The following is a 15,359-nucleotide window of genomic DNA, read 5'->3' on the forward strand; positions in this document are numbered from 1 at the left end:
GCTTCCGACCGAATGTCCGGGAGGGCGAAGGCTCCTGCTGAGCCCAACACCGAACCGAAGCACGGACATTGTTCCGGGGGAAGAAGGTGGGCAGAAAGATTGTTGGGCAAAAAGATGATGGTTCTATTGATACGGTCCGATTGGTCGCCGTGATCTATGCCCGTTCTTCGTGGCGGTGTTTGGCTCAGGAGGAGCCTTCGCCCTCCCGGGCACAAGGTCGGTCGAGATTTTGTTAGAGGGTGCGGAGCAGCTGAGGACAGCTGCTCTACAGTTGGCGGCTTACTCGGCTGTGTCTAGATAGGGGTCTTGGCCCATTTCACGCTGGATGCGGGTGCGTTCGCGTTCATGGTGCAGCAGCATCATGCGGTCGCGGAAATGTTTGCGTTCCACTCGACGTTGCGCTTTACGGAACAATGGACTGTACGAGTGAAACGGACCTGACTGACCCTTGCCAAGTTTCATCAAGTGATCGTAACGTTTCATACCAAAACCAGAACGCAGGATCTCGTCATCCAACGATAGATATTGACAGTACGAACCCGGATCACCTTGGCGACCGCAACGACCAATCAACTGGCGATCGATACGTGCCGCATCGTGCAGTTCGGTACAAATCACGTGCATCCCGCCCAACTCTTTCACGCCCGGTGAAAGTTTCACGTCGGTACCACGACCGGCCATGTTCGTAGCCACTGTTACCTTTGCCCGCAGACCGGCGTTGCTGACAATCTCGGCCTCGCGGGCGATCTCGTTGGCATTGAGCACATCGTGCGGTATACCTGCTTGCTTCAGTAGTTGCGAGAGAACAAGCGACTTGTCGATCGATCGTGTGCCAATCAGGACAGGTCGGCCCTTACCATACATCTGCTGAGTCTCTTCGACGATTGCTTTGAACTTGTCCAACATCGTGCCATACACTCGGTCGGGCAAGCGGACACGTTGGGGAGGTCGATTGGTAGGCACTAGCACCACTGGTGTCTTATAGATCTTGGCCATTTCCGGCGCGCTGGTTGAAGCGGTACCGGTCATACCGGCCAGCGACTTGTAGCGCAAGAAGAGGTCTTGAATAGTGATCCGAGCAGCCTGGCCGGTAGGTACAGTGATCTCGATTTTTTCTTTGGCTTCGATAGCCTGGTGAATACCATCGCGCCATTTGCGACCTTCGGCCAATCGCCCTGTAAACTCATCGACGATAACGATTTCGCCATCGCGAATCACATATTGTCGGTCGAGATGAAAATCGTTCAGAACTTTGATGGCGCGTTCGATGAAGTCATATAGATCGACCAAAGGAACCAAGCGCATCACTTCATTGCGCGGCAAACTGCGCACTAGTTGTCGACCTTTGCCATTGAGTTCGACTTTGCGCGTATCTTCTTCTAAGGTGTAATGCTCTTTCAGTACGAACTTGTCCGCGTGTTCAGCAGCCCAGGCGTAGGTGGCAATGACCGCTTCGCGAGTTTCATCGCCCAGCGAACCAATGATCAGTGGCGTACGAGCTTCATCGATCAGAATACTGTCCGCTTCGTCGACCAGCACAAAGTGCATCCCGCGCTGCACGGGTTGATCACCTCGGCTGGTCCAACGCTCGGCGCTGCCTTCACCCAAAAAGTCGCCGGTCATTCGGCCTTGGGCTCTCAAGAGCAATCGATCACGCAGAAAATCAAAACCGAACTCTTTGGCAGTTCCATAAGTGATGTCGCACGCGTAAGCCTTGCGCCGCGCATCCGAATCGTGATCCGTAAGGACCTTGCCGATCGTTACGCCCAGCAGTTGATAGATGGGCAACATCCAGTCCGCATCGCGTTCGGCCAGATAGTCGTTGACGGTAGCCAAGTGAGCTCCGTTGCCGACTAAGGAATGTAGAAACAGCGGTAGCGTAGCGGTGAGCGTCTTACCTTCACCTGTCTGCATCTCTGCGATGCAGCCATCAAACAGGGCAGCACCACCTAGCAACTGCACATCGAAGTGCCGCATGTTCAACGCCCGCCGTCCGGCTTCACGCACCAGCGAGAAGGCTTCGGGCAACAAGCTAGCCAACGTCTCGCCGCTCATCGCGCGATAACGCAGTGAGAGGCTTTCTTTGCGCAGTTGACTCTCGTCCATACGTTGCCGCTGTGGCTCGAGCGCCGCGACCTGTGCCACGGTGCCCATCCACTTGCGAATCTTCAGCGAACTCGCACCGGGTATCTTCCAACCAGCCGCCACACGCGGCTGGCCCGGCAACTTAACCGCTAGTGGTTTACTGAGTAACTCTTTGGTTTCGGGCGACGCGGTCGACTGTCCCGGCGTATCGGCGCCCACGCCTGCGGGCAGGGGAATGAGATTGGATGGACCGGCAGAGTCGCTCGACGGTGTGCGGTCAGACGCAGGGTTGTTCATAGTCTCTGTTATCCGTGGGTTTAGCTGGTCAGGGGACCATGCTTTCATTCTAAGCGATATCTGTCAGTTGTCTGCCAAGCCAATCAAAAACGACTGTTTGTAAAGCTGCGCAAGCTACACAGAAAGTGTCGGTTCTGACTTTTTTGCTCTAAGTACGGCTGAATCAGTCCGATCTACTTGTAACGACCCTAACGCTTGCTCCGACCAGCGAGAACCAATTATGAGAATTCGAAAACTGTTTTTGACTTTGCTATTATCAGGCGTGACGCTGGGAAGTGCAGCCGCGCAAACCAAGGCCCCCGTTCCGGCTTCGACAGCATCGGCATCCCGCAATGCCAGCCGACACATCGGTGATGCTGTACCCGCCGTTGCCGTGAGCGGAGGCCAAAACCCATACCGGATGGTCCAGTACGATCCAGGTATGCAAGAAATCGCACCTAGCGCCACCAGCTATGATGCGTCGAGCGGATCGTTCGACGCCAGCTGCGGCGACGGTTGCGGATCCAGTTGTGGCGGCGGCTGCGGTAGCAGCTGTGGTTGCAGCTCCTGCGGTAGCAACCTGTGGTTCGGCGCCGAAACGCTGTTGTGGTGGGGACAAAAACGCGATGTGCCACCACTACTGACCACCGCTCCGGCTGGCGTTCTGCCAGTTGCCGGTGGCCCCGGCGGCGTCACCACAGTCTTGGGTGGCCCTGACAATGGAGTCGACTCAGGTTTAATGCCCGGTTATCGACTCTCCGGTGGCATGTACTTCGGACGCGAAAAACAAGTCGGCATCAGCGGCCGCGTGTTTGGACTGTATCGCAGCAGCGATACTTTCTCCGCCAGCGGTGACGGTCTGGCCGGCCAAAGTGTTGGCTTGCCGTTCATCAATACGATCATCGGTTTGCCCGATTCCTACTTGGTGGCCTTCAATAACGGCCTGCCAGTAGCCAGTGGCACAGCTTCCATCACTAGCAAACTGGATTTGATCGCAGCTGAGCCTTCCCTCCGCTTGCTCGTCAGCGGTGCCAAGGATCACAAAATTGATCTGCTAGGTGGCTATACCTATCTGCGAATGAAAGACTCGCTGGGTATCTCGACCAACTCGACCGACTTGAACACCGGTAACTTGATTCCGGACGGCACTACCTTTGTTACCAATGACCTGTTCAACACGGAAAACACTTTCCATGGTGGTCACATCGGTTTGACCAATACGGTCTCACGCTCGCGCATCAGCCTTAGCACATTGACCAAAGTCAGCTTTGGTAACATGCATCAAGTTGCCAACATCAGTGGTAACACTGTGGTGACTCAACCTGCTGGTGTTCCCGTGAATACTGCGGGTGGTATCTACTCTCAACAGAGCAATATTGGAACGGTGACTCGCGACACGTTTGCCTTCATCCCAGAACTGGGAGTCAAAGGTGGATTGCGAATTCGCGACAACCTATCTCTCTCGGCAGGGTACACCTTCTTGTACATCTCGAAGGTTGCACTGGCCGGCAATCAGATCGATCCAAATATCGATCTGACCCAAGCTCAAGGTGGTCCAGCCGCTGCGACGCCAGTGTTCAACTATCGCGACGGATCGATGTGGTTCCAAGGCGTCGACCTGGGTCTGAACTGGACGTTCTAGTCCAAGCGGATCGTCGACGATCGAAAAACCAATACGGTTGCAAGGTGGTGAGGCTTCTGGGTCGAAGCTGAATCCACCTTGCTTCGTTTACGCATGTCGGGAGGGCGAAGGTCCTCCTGAGCCAAATACCGCTGCGAAGCACGGACATAGTCTCGGGGAAAGGTGGTCTTGCGACGTAGCCGAAGTCGCCAGACTTTGGACGCCTGGCCGTTCGTTTTAAAACGCAGAGTTCGCAGAGTCCGCAGAGAAGACCCGTTCGAGTGAATCATCCGAGTTCGGTCTTCTCTGCGATTCTCAGCTTCTCTGCGTTTCTAATTTGGAACCTGCTAACCAAATACTCGACCGACCGTGCGCTCGGGAGGGTGAATTCCTCTGCCTAATCGCCGGGCAGGATTCCATACGTCACGCGTCCGCCTGGCGAGCCGCAAGACAGAACTCCCAGATGGCCAAGGCTATCACGATAGGGATTTCAATGCCAAAGTAAACAAGTCCCAGGCTGGTTACAGATGCCCCGTACAGTGACAGAGAAACGACAGCCGCCACGCAGTAACTCAAATTTGCAAAAGCGATTATGCGTAGAGCGAACGAAGGATTAAAGCTTAGGCTCAGCGCTGCAACATCAAAACAGGCGAAGCACGCAGCCACTGCTCCCATTGTGTATAGCAGCTCCGCAGGCAACCCCGTATCGATTCGTCCAACTGCCAAAATGTAGATGGTGGTAAATGCCGTTGCGGATGCACCCAGTGCATCGACCAGCAAAACTCCGCGCCGATTCAGCAACAAATTGCTTAGCATTTTCCATCAACTCGCCAGTCACTTGTCGTCTTCCAAATGCCGCTTGTCGTAACCACGGCGCTTAACCTCGGAAGTATGAACAAAGTAGTGTAGTGCCGAATCATCAATCAAGTCCGGCGAGGTCGCTGGCGCTCGTGCAATCATCGTCGAATTGATCACCCGCCGCGTGGATTCGTTCGGCGATTGTATGGTTGCAGTGTGAAGGGTCCCTTGCCAATTGCTACCATCGTCAGAGTATGCAGACGATGAGTTGTTGATGCAGACGATCTGAAAATTGCGGTTCGAGAAGCAGGGGATACGCGTACTATAGGACTCCAGCCAATCACGTCCCGTTTTGAACATGGGATTGTGTTTGGCCATGAAATCTTTCGGGGACAAACCGCGATCAAAGGCGCAACGTGCGTAATCGGCTATCTCGATTTCGGAGGCTATCTCGCTTGGCTCATAACCCAGCATCAGGAAGCACTCATCAGGACCGCCATCGAGATGTGGCTTGGTGGATTCCTGTTGATCGAAGCGGGCAGCAGAAACGTAAATCAGCGTTTCATCTGTTCGTGATCGATGTAGGCTGGCCATTTCACCTTTGATGTCAACCATCAGTTGCCGAAACTCGATTGACTCCATGGCAGAGCCAACATCGACTATGCAAAAGCCAGGCGCATCGAAATTGGTTCGGCAGGTGCGAATATAAACCTCGGCAGCGATGGCTCGAACGTCCGGCGTTGCCGGACGTAGACAGATCAACTCCGCGCCCCATTCGTGCTTTGCAGTTTGCATAAAATCTTCGCTCCCCCTATGATCTTGTTAGCGGCCTTGGATCTCAGAATTTAGCCCTTGCGGCGTTGGATCTGCTTCAGCTCGCAGCGCTATCAGATTCGTCGCGCGCGTACGATTCCAAAAATCCGCATTTCGTACATCGAAACGTTTGAACCCGGATCCCGATGGACTTGCGTGACTTTCGTTCGGCCAAACGAGAAAACACCTCGCCGAGTCTGGCCATGTATCGTTCGAGATTTAGGTCAACCTTGGGCTCAGACCAGTCCCCCGGAACCCAATAGCTAGGCACAGCCGAGATCAGGTTGCGATCCAAAATCAAACCTTGTTCCATTGGGCTGGAACACTTGGGGCATTGATGCTGCGTATCGATCGTATTGCTCCTATTGGTCAAAGATTGGCGAGCGGCGGAGATCCCACGAATGCCGCGTACGATTGACCATTGGCATGGACGGTTCATCGTACCATTTATTGCATTAACAAGCGCCCACGCGTTTGTTTATACCGTTTCCATAAACGTCCGGATTGCGGCTGCGGTTTCAATTGGATGAGAAACTGGTAGAGCATGTAATCCGCCAGGGATGCTGATATCCGGGTGAGTGTATCGAATTGGGAATGTGGTGTCAGCGCAGCCATGGATGTGGATTAGCGGGCATGCATCAAATCTAGCTGGCGGTTGCCAATCGAGCACTGCAGCGGTCGCCCAGCGCTGCCAACGACCGTGAGGTTCGGCCAGTTTGGTTACGCGTAAGGTCGACGTCGCGCGTACGGATCGAGGAACGCACGTAGCAAGCCACCCTGCAATTTTCATCATGGAGGAGCAAGCTGGTCCGCCAATGACGCGACAAGCGCGGAACCAAGGAGGAAGTTCGCAGGGGTGACGAATCGATGAAATGAGAACGCAGCCCAGCGGCCGGAGGACTCGCGAAACCTCAAGAGCCACCATGCCGCCAAAAGAAACGCCAACAATGAAACTGTCAGCTGGCAGGGTCTGCGCCATGCGCTGAGCGTACGTGACCAGGGATTCCCGGTGATTAGCGGGCAAGAAATTGACGACGGAAGCACGCGGTAATAACGGAAGTAACCGAGCGTAGACAGGGTATCCCGTGCTCATTCCAGGAAGCAAGTAGATCGGTGCGCATGCATCCATAATGTTCTGGTACCCCGACGAAGAACGGCGGCGATCGCTGGCCGCATTACTTTACACATAAAGCAATATTAAAGCGATGGGGCCCGCCTTCGCCACTTGAGATCATACAGCTTTTAAGTCAGTTGTGTGTGTCACCTCTCCCGCGAAGCGGGGGAGGTCGCAGACGAGGCGTTCAGCCTTCGTCTGCGGGAGAGGGGGCAATGCGCTAGGCAAGACTTCTGCGGTACTAACCACCTCCACTACCCAGACCCCTCCCGAATCTCGCACGGCTCGATTCGACCTCCCCATGCTGCGCATGGAGAGGTGACTGTCACCTCTCCCGCGAAGCGGGGGAGGTCGCAGACGAGGCGTTCAGCCTTCGTCTGCGGGAGGGGGCAATGCGCTACGCAAGACTCTTGCGGTACTAACCACCTCCACTGCCCAGACCCCTCCCGAATCTCGCACGGCTCGATTCGACCTCCCCATGCTGCGCATGGAGAGGTGACTGTCACCTCTCCCGCGAAGCGGGGGAGGTCGCAGACGAGGCGTTTAGCCTTCGTCTGCGGGAGGGGGCAATGCGCTACGCAAGACGCCGCGATAAATTCCCGGATCACTTCGCTTGAGTTGTAGGCTGAACTGACTTTCGCAGCATAGTTCGGCATAACCAACTCCGGCGCGAAAACGCTAACGTCGACCAAACCTCCGGCACCACCGAGCTTGCTCGGTGGACCGATGACTGCCTAGCTAGATCCGCGAACCATACTAGCCATCCACGAGTCTCGGAGAGACTCGGCTACGTGGGCGTAGCTAGAACTCGAACTCTTCGTCGGACGATTTGTCGGAGTAGAGCGGCATGTGCCGGTAGTAGACTTCCAGAATCATGGTGCTGAGGGCTGTGCAGTAGAGTCGGCCACCCTTGAGATTATGTCCAGCGGCGGTGTACCAACTGCCCGCTGCATGGCCAGTTGTCACCTGGGAACCGATCAAACCGTCGCGCATAGCACGATTCCACGCTTCCCACTCGGCACCGCCATGTTGTCGTAGCACTTGGGTTGCATAGTAGGAGTAGTACAGGTCGCTGACGTCTGGGCCACGCTTGGCCAAATAAGCCACGCCTTCTTTCATGCCAGCGCGGTCTTTTGACCAACCTAAATACATGCGGCACAATAATCCTACGGCCGTGGTCGCTTGACGACCTTCGATACTGGCTGTGGGTACGTCGTAGCCGTAGTAGGCACCATCATTGACGCTCATACTATCCAGAAACGCATTGGCCAGGCGAAATGTATCGCTGGGTACAGCCAGGTTACCCATCGCGCCGCTCTTGAGCGCCATCAACTGCCACCCCACAACGCTGGTATCGCCCGGTTGTTTGGGAGCATAACGCCAACCTCCGCCGATCGGATCTTGAGCGAACAAGATGTAATTGATCGACAGCTGCGCCGGTTGCAGTAGTCCCGGATCGCGCGTCATGGCGTATGCTTCGCACACGACAATTGATGCCAAGCCGTGTGAGTACATCGATCCATCTTTCTCATGCCACGAACCGCGCGGCGGATCACCTTTGCTAACCTCCATCCGGCTGATCAGAAAGTTCAAGCCCTTTTGGACCGTCGTTTTATACTTGCCATCTAAATGCGTTTGCCCAGCTCCTAAAAACGGCAGCAGCGCCAAAGCAGTTGCCGCGTTGACCGCATCAGGTATATCTCCGTCGTCTTCGCACTTGCCGCGACAGACGGCCGAATGAGCAAAGGTCCAACCGCCGCTGCGATCTTGATGGTCGGCCAACCATTTCAATCCCATGGCGACCGATTTTTCGCTAGCCGCATTTCCGCCATAGCGTTCGATTAGTTCGCTCTTCATCGAACCGGTGCCGCGTCCGGAGAGCGACGACGAGAGACGACCGGCCGACGCGTTGAGCGCTGTGCTGGGTACGACGTTATCGACCACGCTACCAATCTTGCCCACGTCGACAGTCACTTCCAGTGGATTAGCCAGGCTGCCTGTATCGGGCAAAGCCATCTCCGCTGAGGTCACAACATCCGATGCGCTAGCCAGCGCCGATTCGGCGCTGGCCGCAGAGGCGGGCACATTATCGATCGGAGCAGCCATCTCCAAACTATCTTCGATGCCTGGAGTATCTTCGTTCGATACGGCGGTCATCATGATGCCGATGGCATCGCGAACCGGTTCAATTTGAATCGCTGCCAGCGTCATCAAGATGGCCACGTGCAGCATCATGCTGATCAACCAACTCGGTACAGTTCGAAACATGGCCAGCCGACTGAGCATCGAGACGGGAGGCGCCAGGTTGGTCGGGACGACCGGTGCTAAATCCACTGGAGACTTGCTGGGCGTCACTGGGGCTGGATGAGATGTCTGGGCTGGCTGAGCTGGTTGTGCGCCAACTGGCGCGGTGACCGCTACGGCTTTGATAAGTTCGGCGGAGTCGAGATGCGGATTGGCAGGTGCGGCGGCAGCTGGTCCGACGGCGGCCAGTGTTTCACTGATCGCAGCTGAAAGATCCAAATCCAGCGCGACACTTTCGGCGACATTTTCAGCGGCGATAGGTTCCGTCAGCTCGTCCCAATCGTCGAGCGACGGATCGTCTGGATTGCTTCGCGATGGTTCTCGGTCCACCATTACTCGGGAAACCTCTAAGCGCGATGATACGAAGCCGCCCCCATAAAATGGGGGCCCGAGCCACAGGCAGGCTCAGCGGACCAGGAGTTTGGTGACTAGGAGGAGACTAGGTCGACTATATATAGCGACTGGCGTTGAGGAGCTGTCCACTACATTGTACTCCATTATTAGTGTTTTCTCCAACAATGTTTGCCTTTGACGGTTCGGGGAGTTTGGCATACATTGAGGGCTGTTGAATCCCTTAGGCAGATGATGAAACAATCTGACCATTGGATTAAGCCCCGGTCCAATGGCCCTTCTAGTGCGCTTCCTTTTAAGCGCCGAACCCTTCGGTCCTGGGAATTATTGCCCCAAGCGGTGGAGTGCTGAAGCTCGATTTGAGTTTTGGCCAGCCCGACTTGGCCCCCAGAATCGCGTCTACCGTGGTGTCTGTAAAGGCTCAAGCTGCGCTTCAGCACTCCCCACAAGAAAAGAAAAGGACCGGTATGAATTTTGACGCCCTAGGGCTGCCTGCGAAGATCCTGCGCATTTTGGCTGAGGAAGGTTACACTGAGCCGACTCCCATCCAGGCTGAGTCGATTCCTGTATTGTTGACTGGACGGGATTTATTGGGCTCGGCCCAAACCGGCACCGGCAAGACGGCAGCGTTCTCGTTACCGCTGATCGTGCGTTTGGCCGGTAGCCGACTGAACGATGAGGCACCGGCGGCCCAAAGCACACAGTCACCTACACAATCCCTTGAGCGCGGCAAGCCAGCGCGCAACCATCGTGGCCAGCGAATCAACCGGCCACCGGCTGCCGCCACGCCACCCCGCGCCCTGATTCTGGCTCCGACGCGCGAATTGGCGATCCAGATCCAAGATAGCCTGCGCATCTACGGTCGAGGCATCGGCCTACGACAAACAGTGATTGTCGGTGGCATAAACCAAATCCATCAAGAGCGAGCACTACGCCATGGTGTTGACATTATCGTGGCCACACCGGGGCGCCTGGTCGATTTGATGAATCAAGGCCTGGTCGACCTGTCGGCGATCGAAGTCTTTATCCTGGACGAAGCCGATCGCATGTTCGATTTGGGTTTCTTGCCCGACATGAAACGTATTACGCATGTACTGCCGGCCAAGCGCCAGAACGTTATGTTCTCGGCCACTATGCCCGGACCATTGGAGGAACTCGCCGGTAGAGTGTTGCGAGATCCAGTGCGCGTCAGCATTGCGCCGGTCGAAGAGACCACGAATTTGATCGAACAAAAGGTGTGCTTCGTGCAACAGAAAGACAAGTGTCGACTGTTGGTCAAGCTGATGCCGCGCGATGGCGGAACTCGGTCGATCGTCTTTGCGCGAACCAAACACGGGGCCGATCGCATTGCCGAGTATTTGACCAAGTCGGGTATCGAAGCCGAGGCAATGCACGGCAACAAAAGTCAGAATGCGCGGCAACGCATTCTAGCGCGATTCAAGTCAGCGCGGCCTCAAGTGTTAGTAGCCACTGACTTGGCCGCTCGCGGTATCGACGTTGAAGCCGTGTCCCACGTGTTCAACTTTGACTTGCCACAAGAGCCGGAAACGTACGTGCATCGCATCGGCCGTACCGGTCGAGCCGGGGCGGCCGGTAAAGCGATTGCCTTCTGTTGTCCACTGGAAGTCAAGCAATTGACAGCCATCGAACGCGTGCTGGAAGAATCGATCCCGACTTGCCCAGATCATTCGCTGGAACGTTTTGTCGATCTTTCGGTCCCTGAAAAACGCTCGCGCGTGCGACGGCCGCAATACAGTGGTAGTCGTGGCGGCTACCGCGGGTATGATGGTCAGGGTGGCGGAAAAACGGGTGGTCGATTCGCTCGCGATTCGCGCAGCGGCAAACCACGCAGTGCGAAACCTGGCGGCGGAGGCAGATCGGGTCCCAGCCGTGGTTCGCGGGCTGATTAATACCAGGCGTGGACCAATGACGGTCAGTTCACTGGAGGCGCTACCGTTACCGAATACACTTTGGCGATAGCGCATCAGTTAACGGCACAACTCATGCGAATGGCCAGTTTGCCATCCGACCTGCTGTGCGGCCACGCAGCCCAGATCCAGTTCTGGGCTGGCGAAGTAGCGCATTGCTTAGGCGTCATCGATAGTTACGAAGAACGCTTTCAAGCGATGCTGGCCCAACAAAAGGCTCAAGCAATCGATATCGACCCGGTCTTCTTTCGCCATGTCCCGCGACCGGGCTATGTACCGGATAACCACCGACATCATGTGCGCGGCGAGCTATGCCGCGCCTTCGGTTACTTTGCTGCTGCCTGCGTTAGCAAAACAAAAATCGATCGAGCCATAGTGTTGGACCAATGCGAACAGTTGGGAATTGAGATTGAAGATTGAAGATTGAAGATTGACGATTGGAGATTTTGGGTGCAGCGCGACCACCGTCTGGCGACGGTGGCTACGGTGGCTACGGTGGCAACCGGTTATTTAGTCCACGTGTTTTAGGAGCGGGAATAGGACGATGTCGCGTATGCTGCGTGAATCGGTCAGCAGCATAATCAAACGATCGATACCGATTCCCAATCCTCCAGCTGGTGGCATGCCGTTGCGCAAAGCCAGCACGAAGTCGTGGTCCATCTTGGCCATCGAATCCTCTTCGGCTTGACCGTCCAACTGAGTGCGGAAGAGTTCTTCTTGCAGCAGTGGGTCGTTCAGTTCGGTATAGGCGTTGGCCAGTTCCATGCCATGGACAAACAGTTCGAAACGTTCAGCCACTGCTGGGTCGCTGGTCTTGCGCTTGGTCAAGGGACAGATGCTGGCTGGGTAATCGATGACAAAGGTGGGATCCGTCAGGCTCTCTTCGCACAATTCTTCGAAGACCTCGCTCTTGATCACATCGGGATGTTTGCCAGTAGGATCCATACCTAGGCGGCGGTGCAAGGCCGCGATGCCAGCGGTATCGTATGGATCGAGCTTGGTCGATTCCTTGAACAGGTCGTTATACTTGGCGCGGCGGAAGGGTGGCGTAAAGTCGATGGGTTTGTCGTTCCATACAACCTTGTAGCCTTGACCGGTTGCCTTTAAGCAGTTGCAGATAATCTCTTCGGTCAAGTCCATCATCACTTCGTAATTGGCAAAGGCCTCATACGATTCGAGCATGGTGAACTCTGGATTGTGGCGCGGACTGATACCTTCATTGCGATACACGCGTCCTAGTTCATAGACACGTTCCATGCCCCCGACCAACAAACGCTTGAGGTGCAGTTCGAGGGCGATGCGCAGGAACAGGGGCATATTGAGCGCGTTGTGGTGGGTCAGGAATGGTCGAGCAGCGGCACCACCTGCAATGGTATGGAGCGTGGGGCCTTCGATTTCGCAGTAACCGCGACGATTGAGTGTGTCGCGGACGGCTTGCACGATCTTGGTGCGCTTCAAGAAGGTCTCGAGTACGCCTTCGTTGTAGGTTAAATCGAGATAGCGCTGACGTTGGCGCATTTCAGGATCGCTCAAGCCCGCATGCTTCTCCGGTGGTGGCTCCATCGTCTTACACATAAAGTGTAGCTTTTCGGCAAACACCGTTAACTCGCCGGTATTGGTGCGCCCCAGTCGGCCATCCACGCCGATCCAGTCGCCCAGATCGAAGTGCCCAGCCAGTTCGAAATCGGCCTCGCCGACTTGGGCTTTGCCGATGAAAATTTGAACGTCGCCGGTCCAATCGCGGAGGTTGATAAAGACCAGTTTACCGGTGGGGCGCATGAGCACGATTCGGCCGGCTACGCGAACATTTGGGCCAATCTCTTCGCCGCTCCCTTGATCCGACTTCCACTTGCGGTAGTCTATCGGCTGGCTAGTTGCTTCGAAATCGGGCAGGGCGAGCTCTTGACCATCAGCCAGGCGGTACTTGATGGCATCGCTTTGGGCGCGTGCGTCGCGGATCATGGCGCGATTAGGGAAATATCCGCCCCATGGATCGACACCTAACTCCTCGATTTTGCGCAGCTTGTTCAATCGTGCAGCTTGGAGCACGTTGCGAGGCTGCGGTTCACCGGAAGTGGCTGGGTCAGGCGACTGGTTCATGCTGGCGGTCTTAAATTCAATGGAAGGGATTAAAAATTGGTGCGTTCGACGTTTTCAGTGTCGACTTCAACAGGATTTTAGCGATAGGCTAACGGTCAGGCGAGGCCTACCGGCAGCGCAAACTTGGCTTGTTGAAGCCTTCCCTTGGTAGAACAGCAGCGGTTAGAACATATGGAACGATTTCACAAAGCACATACAACTGCCAACGTTCTGGTCATCGAAGCCGACGCGTTGTTACTGACGGCCATCGGTGCGGCTCTGGACCTGCAAGGACATCGAGCCACGCTGGCGCGAACCGAAGAAGTCGCCCAACAAGCGCTCCAGCGCGAGACGATCGACTTGATTGTCTTGGGGATTGATCAACTGGAGCAGGGCTGTGAGTTCGCATCGCGATTGCGATCGGTCGAAGCTCATCGTGAGATTCCCATCATTTTTCTGGTGCCACAGATGTCCAGTCACTGGGCCGCTAGCTTGCAGGCTCAAGGTGGTGTCTACTGCGCGCTGCGTTCGCTCGATCCGCACGAATTGTTGGAACTGGTCGACAAGGCACTCTGGATGCCTCACCTGGCCCAAAGGCGCGCTAGCCCTCCAGTTCCGCATGATCAAGCTTCCAAAGATTGGATCAAGCTGGACTGATCGATCCTCTCCACCAGTCATCCCCATAATCAGTCGCCATAATTAATCGTCGCGTATTGCCGCCGCCGTTTGAAGTTTTATTATGCCCACCGACGATCGCGAGATTACCAAGACGAGCTACATCTGGACCGTCGTGATGCTGCTCTGGCCCGTAGCGCTGCTGAACTACTTGGATCGGCAGATGATAGCGACGATGAAGAGTTCGATCATGGATGAAATTCCATCGATCGCTCTGCAAGCGAACTGGGGCATCATGCTCGCTAGCTTCAAATGGGTCTATGCAGGTCTTAGTCCATTTGGCGGATACTTTGCCGATCGATATTCGCGACGCTGGATCATTTGCGCCAGCCTGTTTGTGTGGAGCCTGGTCACTTGCTTGACCGGTCAAGCCACCACGTTTAATCAATTGCTGCTGGCCCGAGCTTTAATGGGCATTAGCGAAGCTTTTTACATTCCCGCCGCCTTGGCATTGATTGCCGATTATCACACGCGGGCTACGCGTTCGCGGGCGATCGGCATCCATCAAACGGCCATTTATACGGCACTGATTCTGGGCGGCTTTACCGGGTACGCCGCGGATTCACCGATGTTGGGTTGGCGAAGGACGTTCTTTATAGCCGGGGCCGTGGGCGTTGTTTATTCTTTGCCGCTACTCTTGATGCTCCGCGATGTGCCCAAGAGCCTGTTGGCCATCACCTCCGCCAACGATGAGCACCAGCCCAATCGCCGCGGCCGGCTAAGTGATCTATTCACTAATCCATCGTTTTATTTCCTGGTGCTCTACTTCACCCTGCCAGCCATCGCGGGCTGGGTGGTCAAGGATTGGATGCCTTCGATTCTGAAAGATCGTTTTCATCTGACACAAGGCGCTGCCGGCGTTTATGCCACCGTATACGTCAACATCGCCGCTCTGATCGGTGCCTTTTTGGGTGGCCTGTTGGCTGACACGCTGATGCGTCGGACTGTTCGTGGTCGCATTAACGTTAGTGCGATGGGCATGATCATGCTGGTTCCCGCGCTGTTGGGCATCGGATATGCACCATCGGTCACGGTGATCGTGCTGTTCTTGATCCTGTTTGGTATCGGCTGGGGATTTTTTGACTGCAACAACATGCCGATTCTCAGCCAGATAGCCCGACCGGATTTGCGGGCCACGGGATACGGAATTATGAACTTCGTAAGTATCAGCTGCGGCGGCTTTGCTGATTGGATTTACGGTTGGTGCAAAGACAACAACTGGGGCGACAACGTGTTTTTCACAATTGTAGCCGTAGCTACACTTTTCTCAGCCGGCCTGGTATTGATGATCCGCCCCAAAGCGGAATTGGGTTGA

At 55.4% G+C, this 15,359-nt stretch carries 10 protein-coding genes; 5 read left to right on the forward strand and 5 right to left on the reverse strand.

Annotation, left to right across the window (positions count from 1 at the left end):
- Positions 1-279: 279 nt before the first annotated feature.
- Entirely contained in the window at positions 280-2,382 is a 2,103-nt protein-coding gene (locus tag SH573x_RS19170; protein WP_479349323.1) for a preprotein translocase subunit SecA, read from the reverse strand.
- A gap of 220 nt (positions 2,383-2,602) precedes the next feature.
- On the opposite strand from SH573x_RS19170, the gene SH573x_RS19175 reads away from it, so the two are divergent.
- Complete coding sequence (locus SH573x_RS19175) at positions 2,603-4,003, forward strand: BBP7 family outer membrane beta-barrel protein (RefSeq protein ID WP_479349324.1); 1,401 nt, start codon at positions 2,603-2,605, stop codon at positions 4,001-4,003.
- 402 nt (positions 4,004-4,405) lie between these two features.
- Here SH573x_RS19175 and SH573x_RS19180 read toward each other — a convergent pair whose 3' ends face one another.
- From SH573x_RS19180 to SH573x_RS19190, 3 genes are all read right to left on the reverse strand, one after another.
- Positions 4,406-4,798 carry a hypothetical protein gene (locus SH573x_RS19180; RefSeq protein ID WP_479349325.1) on the reverse strand — a complete coding sequence of 131 codons (393 nt, stop codon included), beginning with the start codon at positions 4,796-4,798 and terminating at the stop codon, positions 4,406-4,408.
- A gap of 18 nt (positions 4,799-4,816) precedes the next feature.
- Positions 4,817-5,395 carry a hypothetical protein gene (locus SH573x_RS19185; RefSeq protein ID WP_479349326.1) on the reverse strand — a complete coding sequence of 193 codons (579 nt, stop codon included), beginning with the start codon at positions 5,393-5,395 and terminating at the stop codon, positions 4,817-4,819.
- Between the two features lie 2,113 nt (positions 5,396-7,508).
- A complete protein-coding gene (locus tag SH573x_RS19190) occupies positions 7,509-9,344 on the reverse strand; it encodes a prenyltransferase/squalene oxidase repeat-containing protein (protein WP_479349327.1) in 1,836 nt (611 codons plus the stop codon).
- Between the two features lie 485 nt (positions 9,345-9,829).
- Between SH573x_RS19190 and SH573x_RS19195 the strand changes: the two genes are divergently transcribed.
- Both SH573x_RS19195 and SH573x_RS19200 read left to right on the forward strand, forming a co-directional pair.
- Positions 9,830-11,272, forward strand: a complete 1,443-nt coding sequence (locus SH573x_RS19195; RefSeq protein ID WP_479349328.1) for a DEAD/DEAH box helicase — start codon at positions 9,830-9,832, stop codon at positions 11,270-11,272.
- A 93-nt stretch (positions 11,273-11,365) separates the two neighbouring features.
- On the forward strand, positions 11,366-11,710 hold the full coding sequence (locus tag SH573x_RS19200; protein WP_479349330.1) for a hypothetical protein: 345 nt from the start codon (positions 11,366-11,368) through the stop codon (positions 11,708-11,710).
- Positions 11,711-11,800: 90 nt separating this feature from the next.
- On the opposite strand, the gene lysS is transcribed toward SH573x_RS19200, so the two are convergent.
- On the reverse strand, positions 11,801-13,390 hold the full coding sequence (gene lysS / locus SH573x_RS19205) for a lysine--tRNA ligase (protein WP_479349331.1): 1,590 nt from the start codon (positions 13,388-13,390) through the stop codon (positions 11,801-11,803).
- Positions 13,391-13,561: 171 nt separating this feature from the next.
- On the opposite strand from lysS, the gene SH573x_RS19210 reads away from it, so the two are divergent.
- Together SH573x_RS19210 and SH573x_RS19215 are read left to right on the forward strand one after the other, a co-directional pair.
- Positions 13,562-14,026 (forward strand): PleD family two-component system response regulator, encoded by a 465-nt coding sequence (locus SH573x_RS19210; RefSeq protein ID WP_479349332.1) that lies wholly within the window; start codon positions 13,562-13,564, stop codon positions 14,024-14,026.
- An 82-nt stretch (positions 14,027-14,108) separates the two neighbouring features.
- Positions 14,109-15,359, forward strand: coding sequence for an MFS transporter (locus tag SH573x_RS19215; protein ID WP_479349333.1), 1,251 nt, complete (start codon positions 14,109-14,111; stop codon positions 15,357-15,359).

It is taken from the genome of Rania fehmarnensis, from assembly GCF_056494185.1.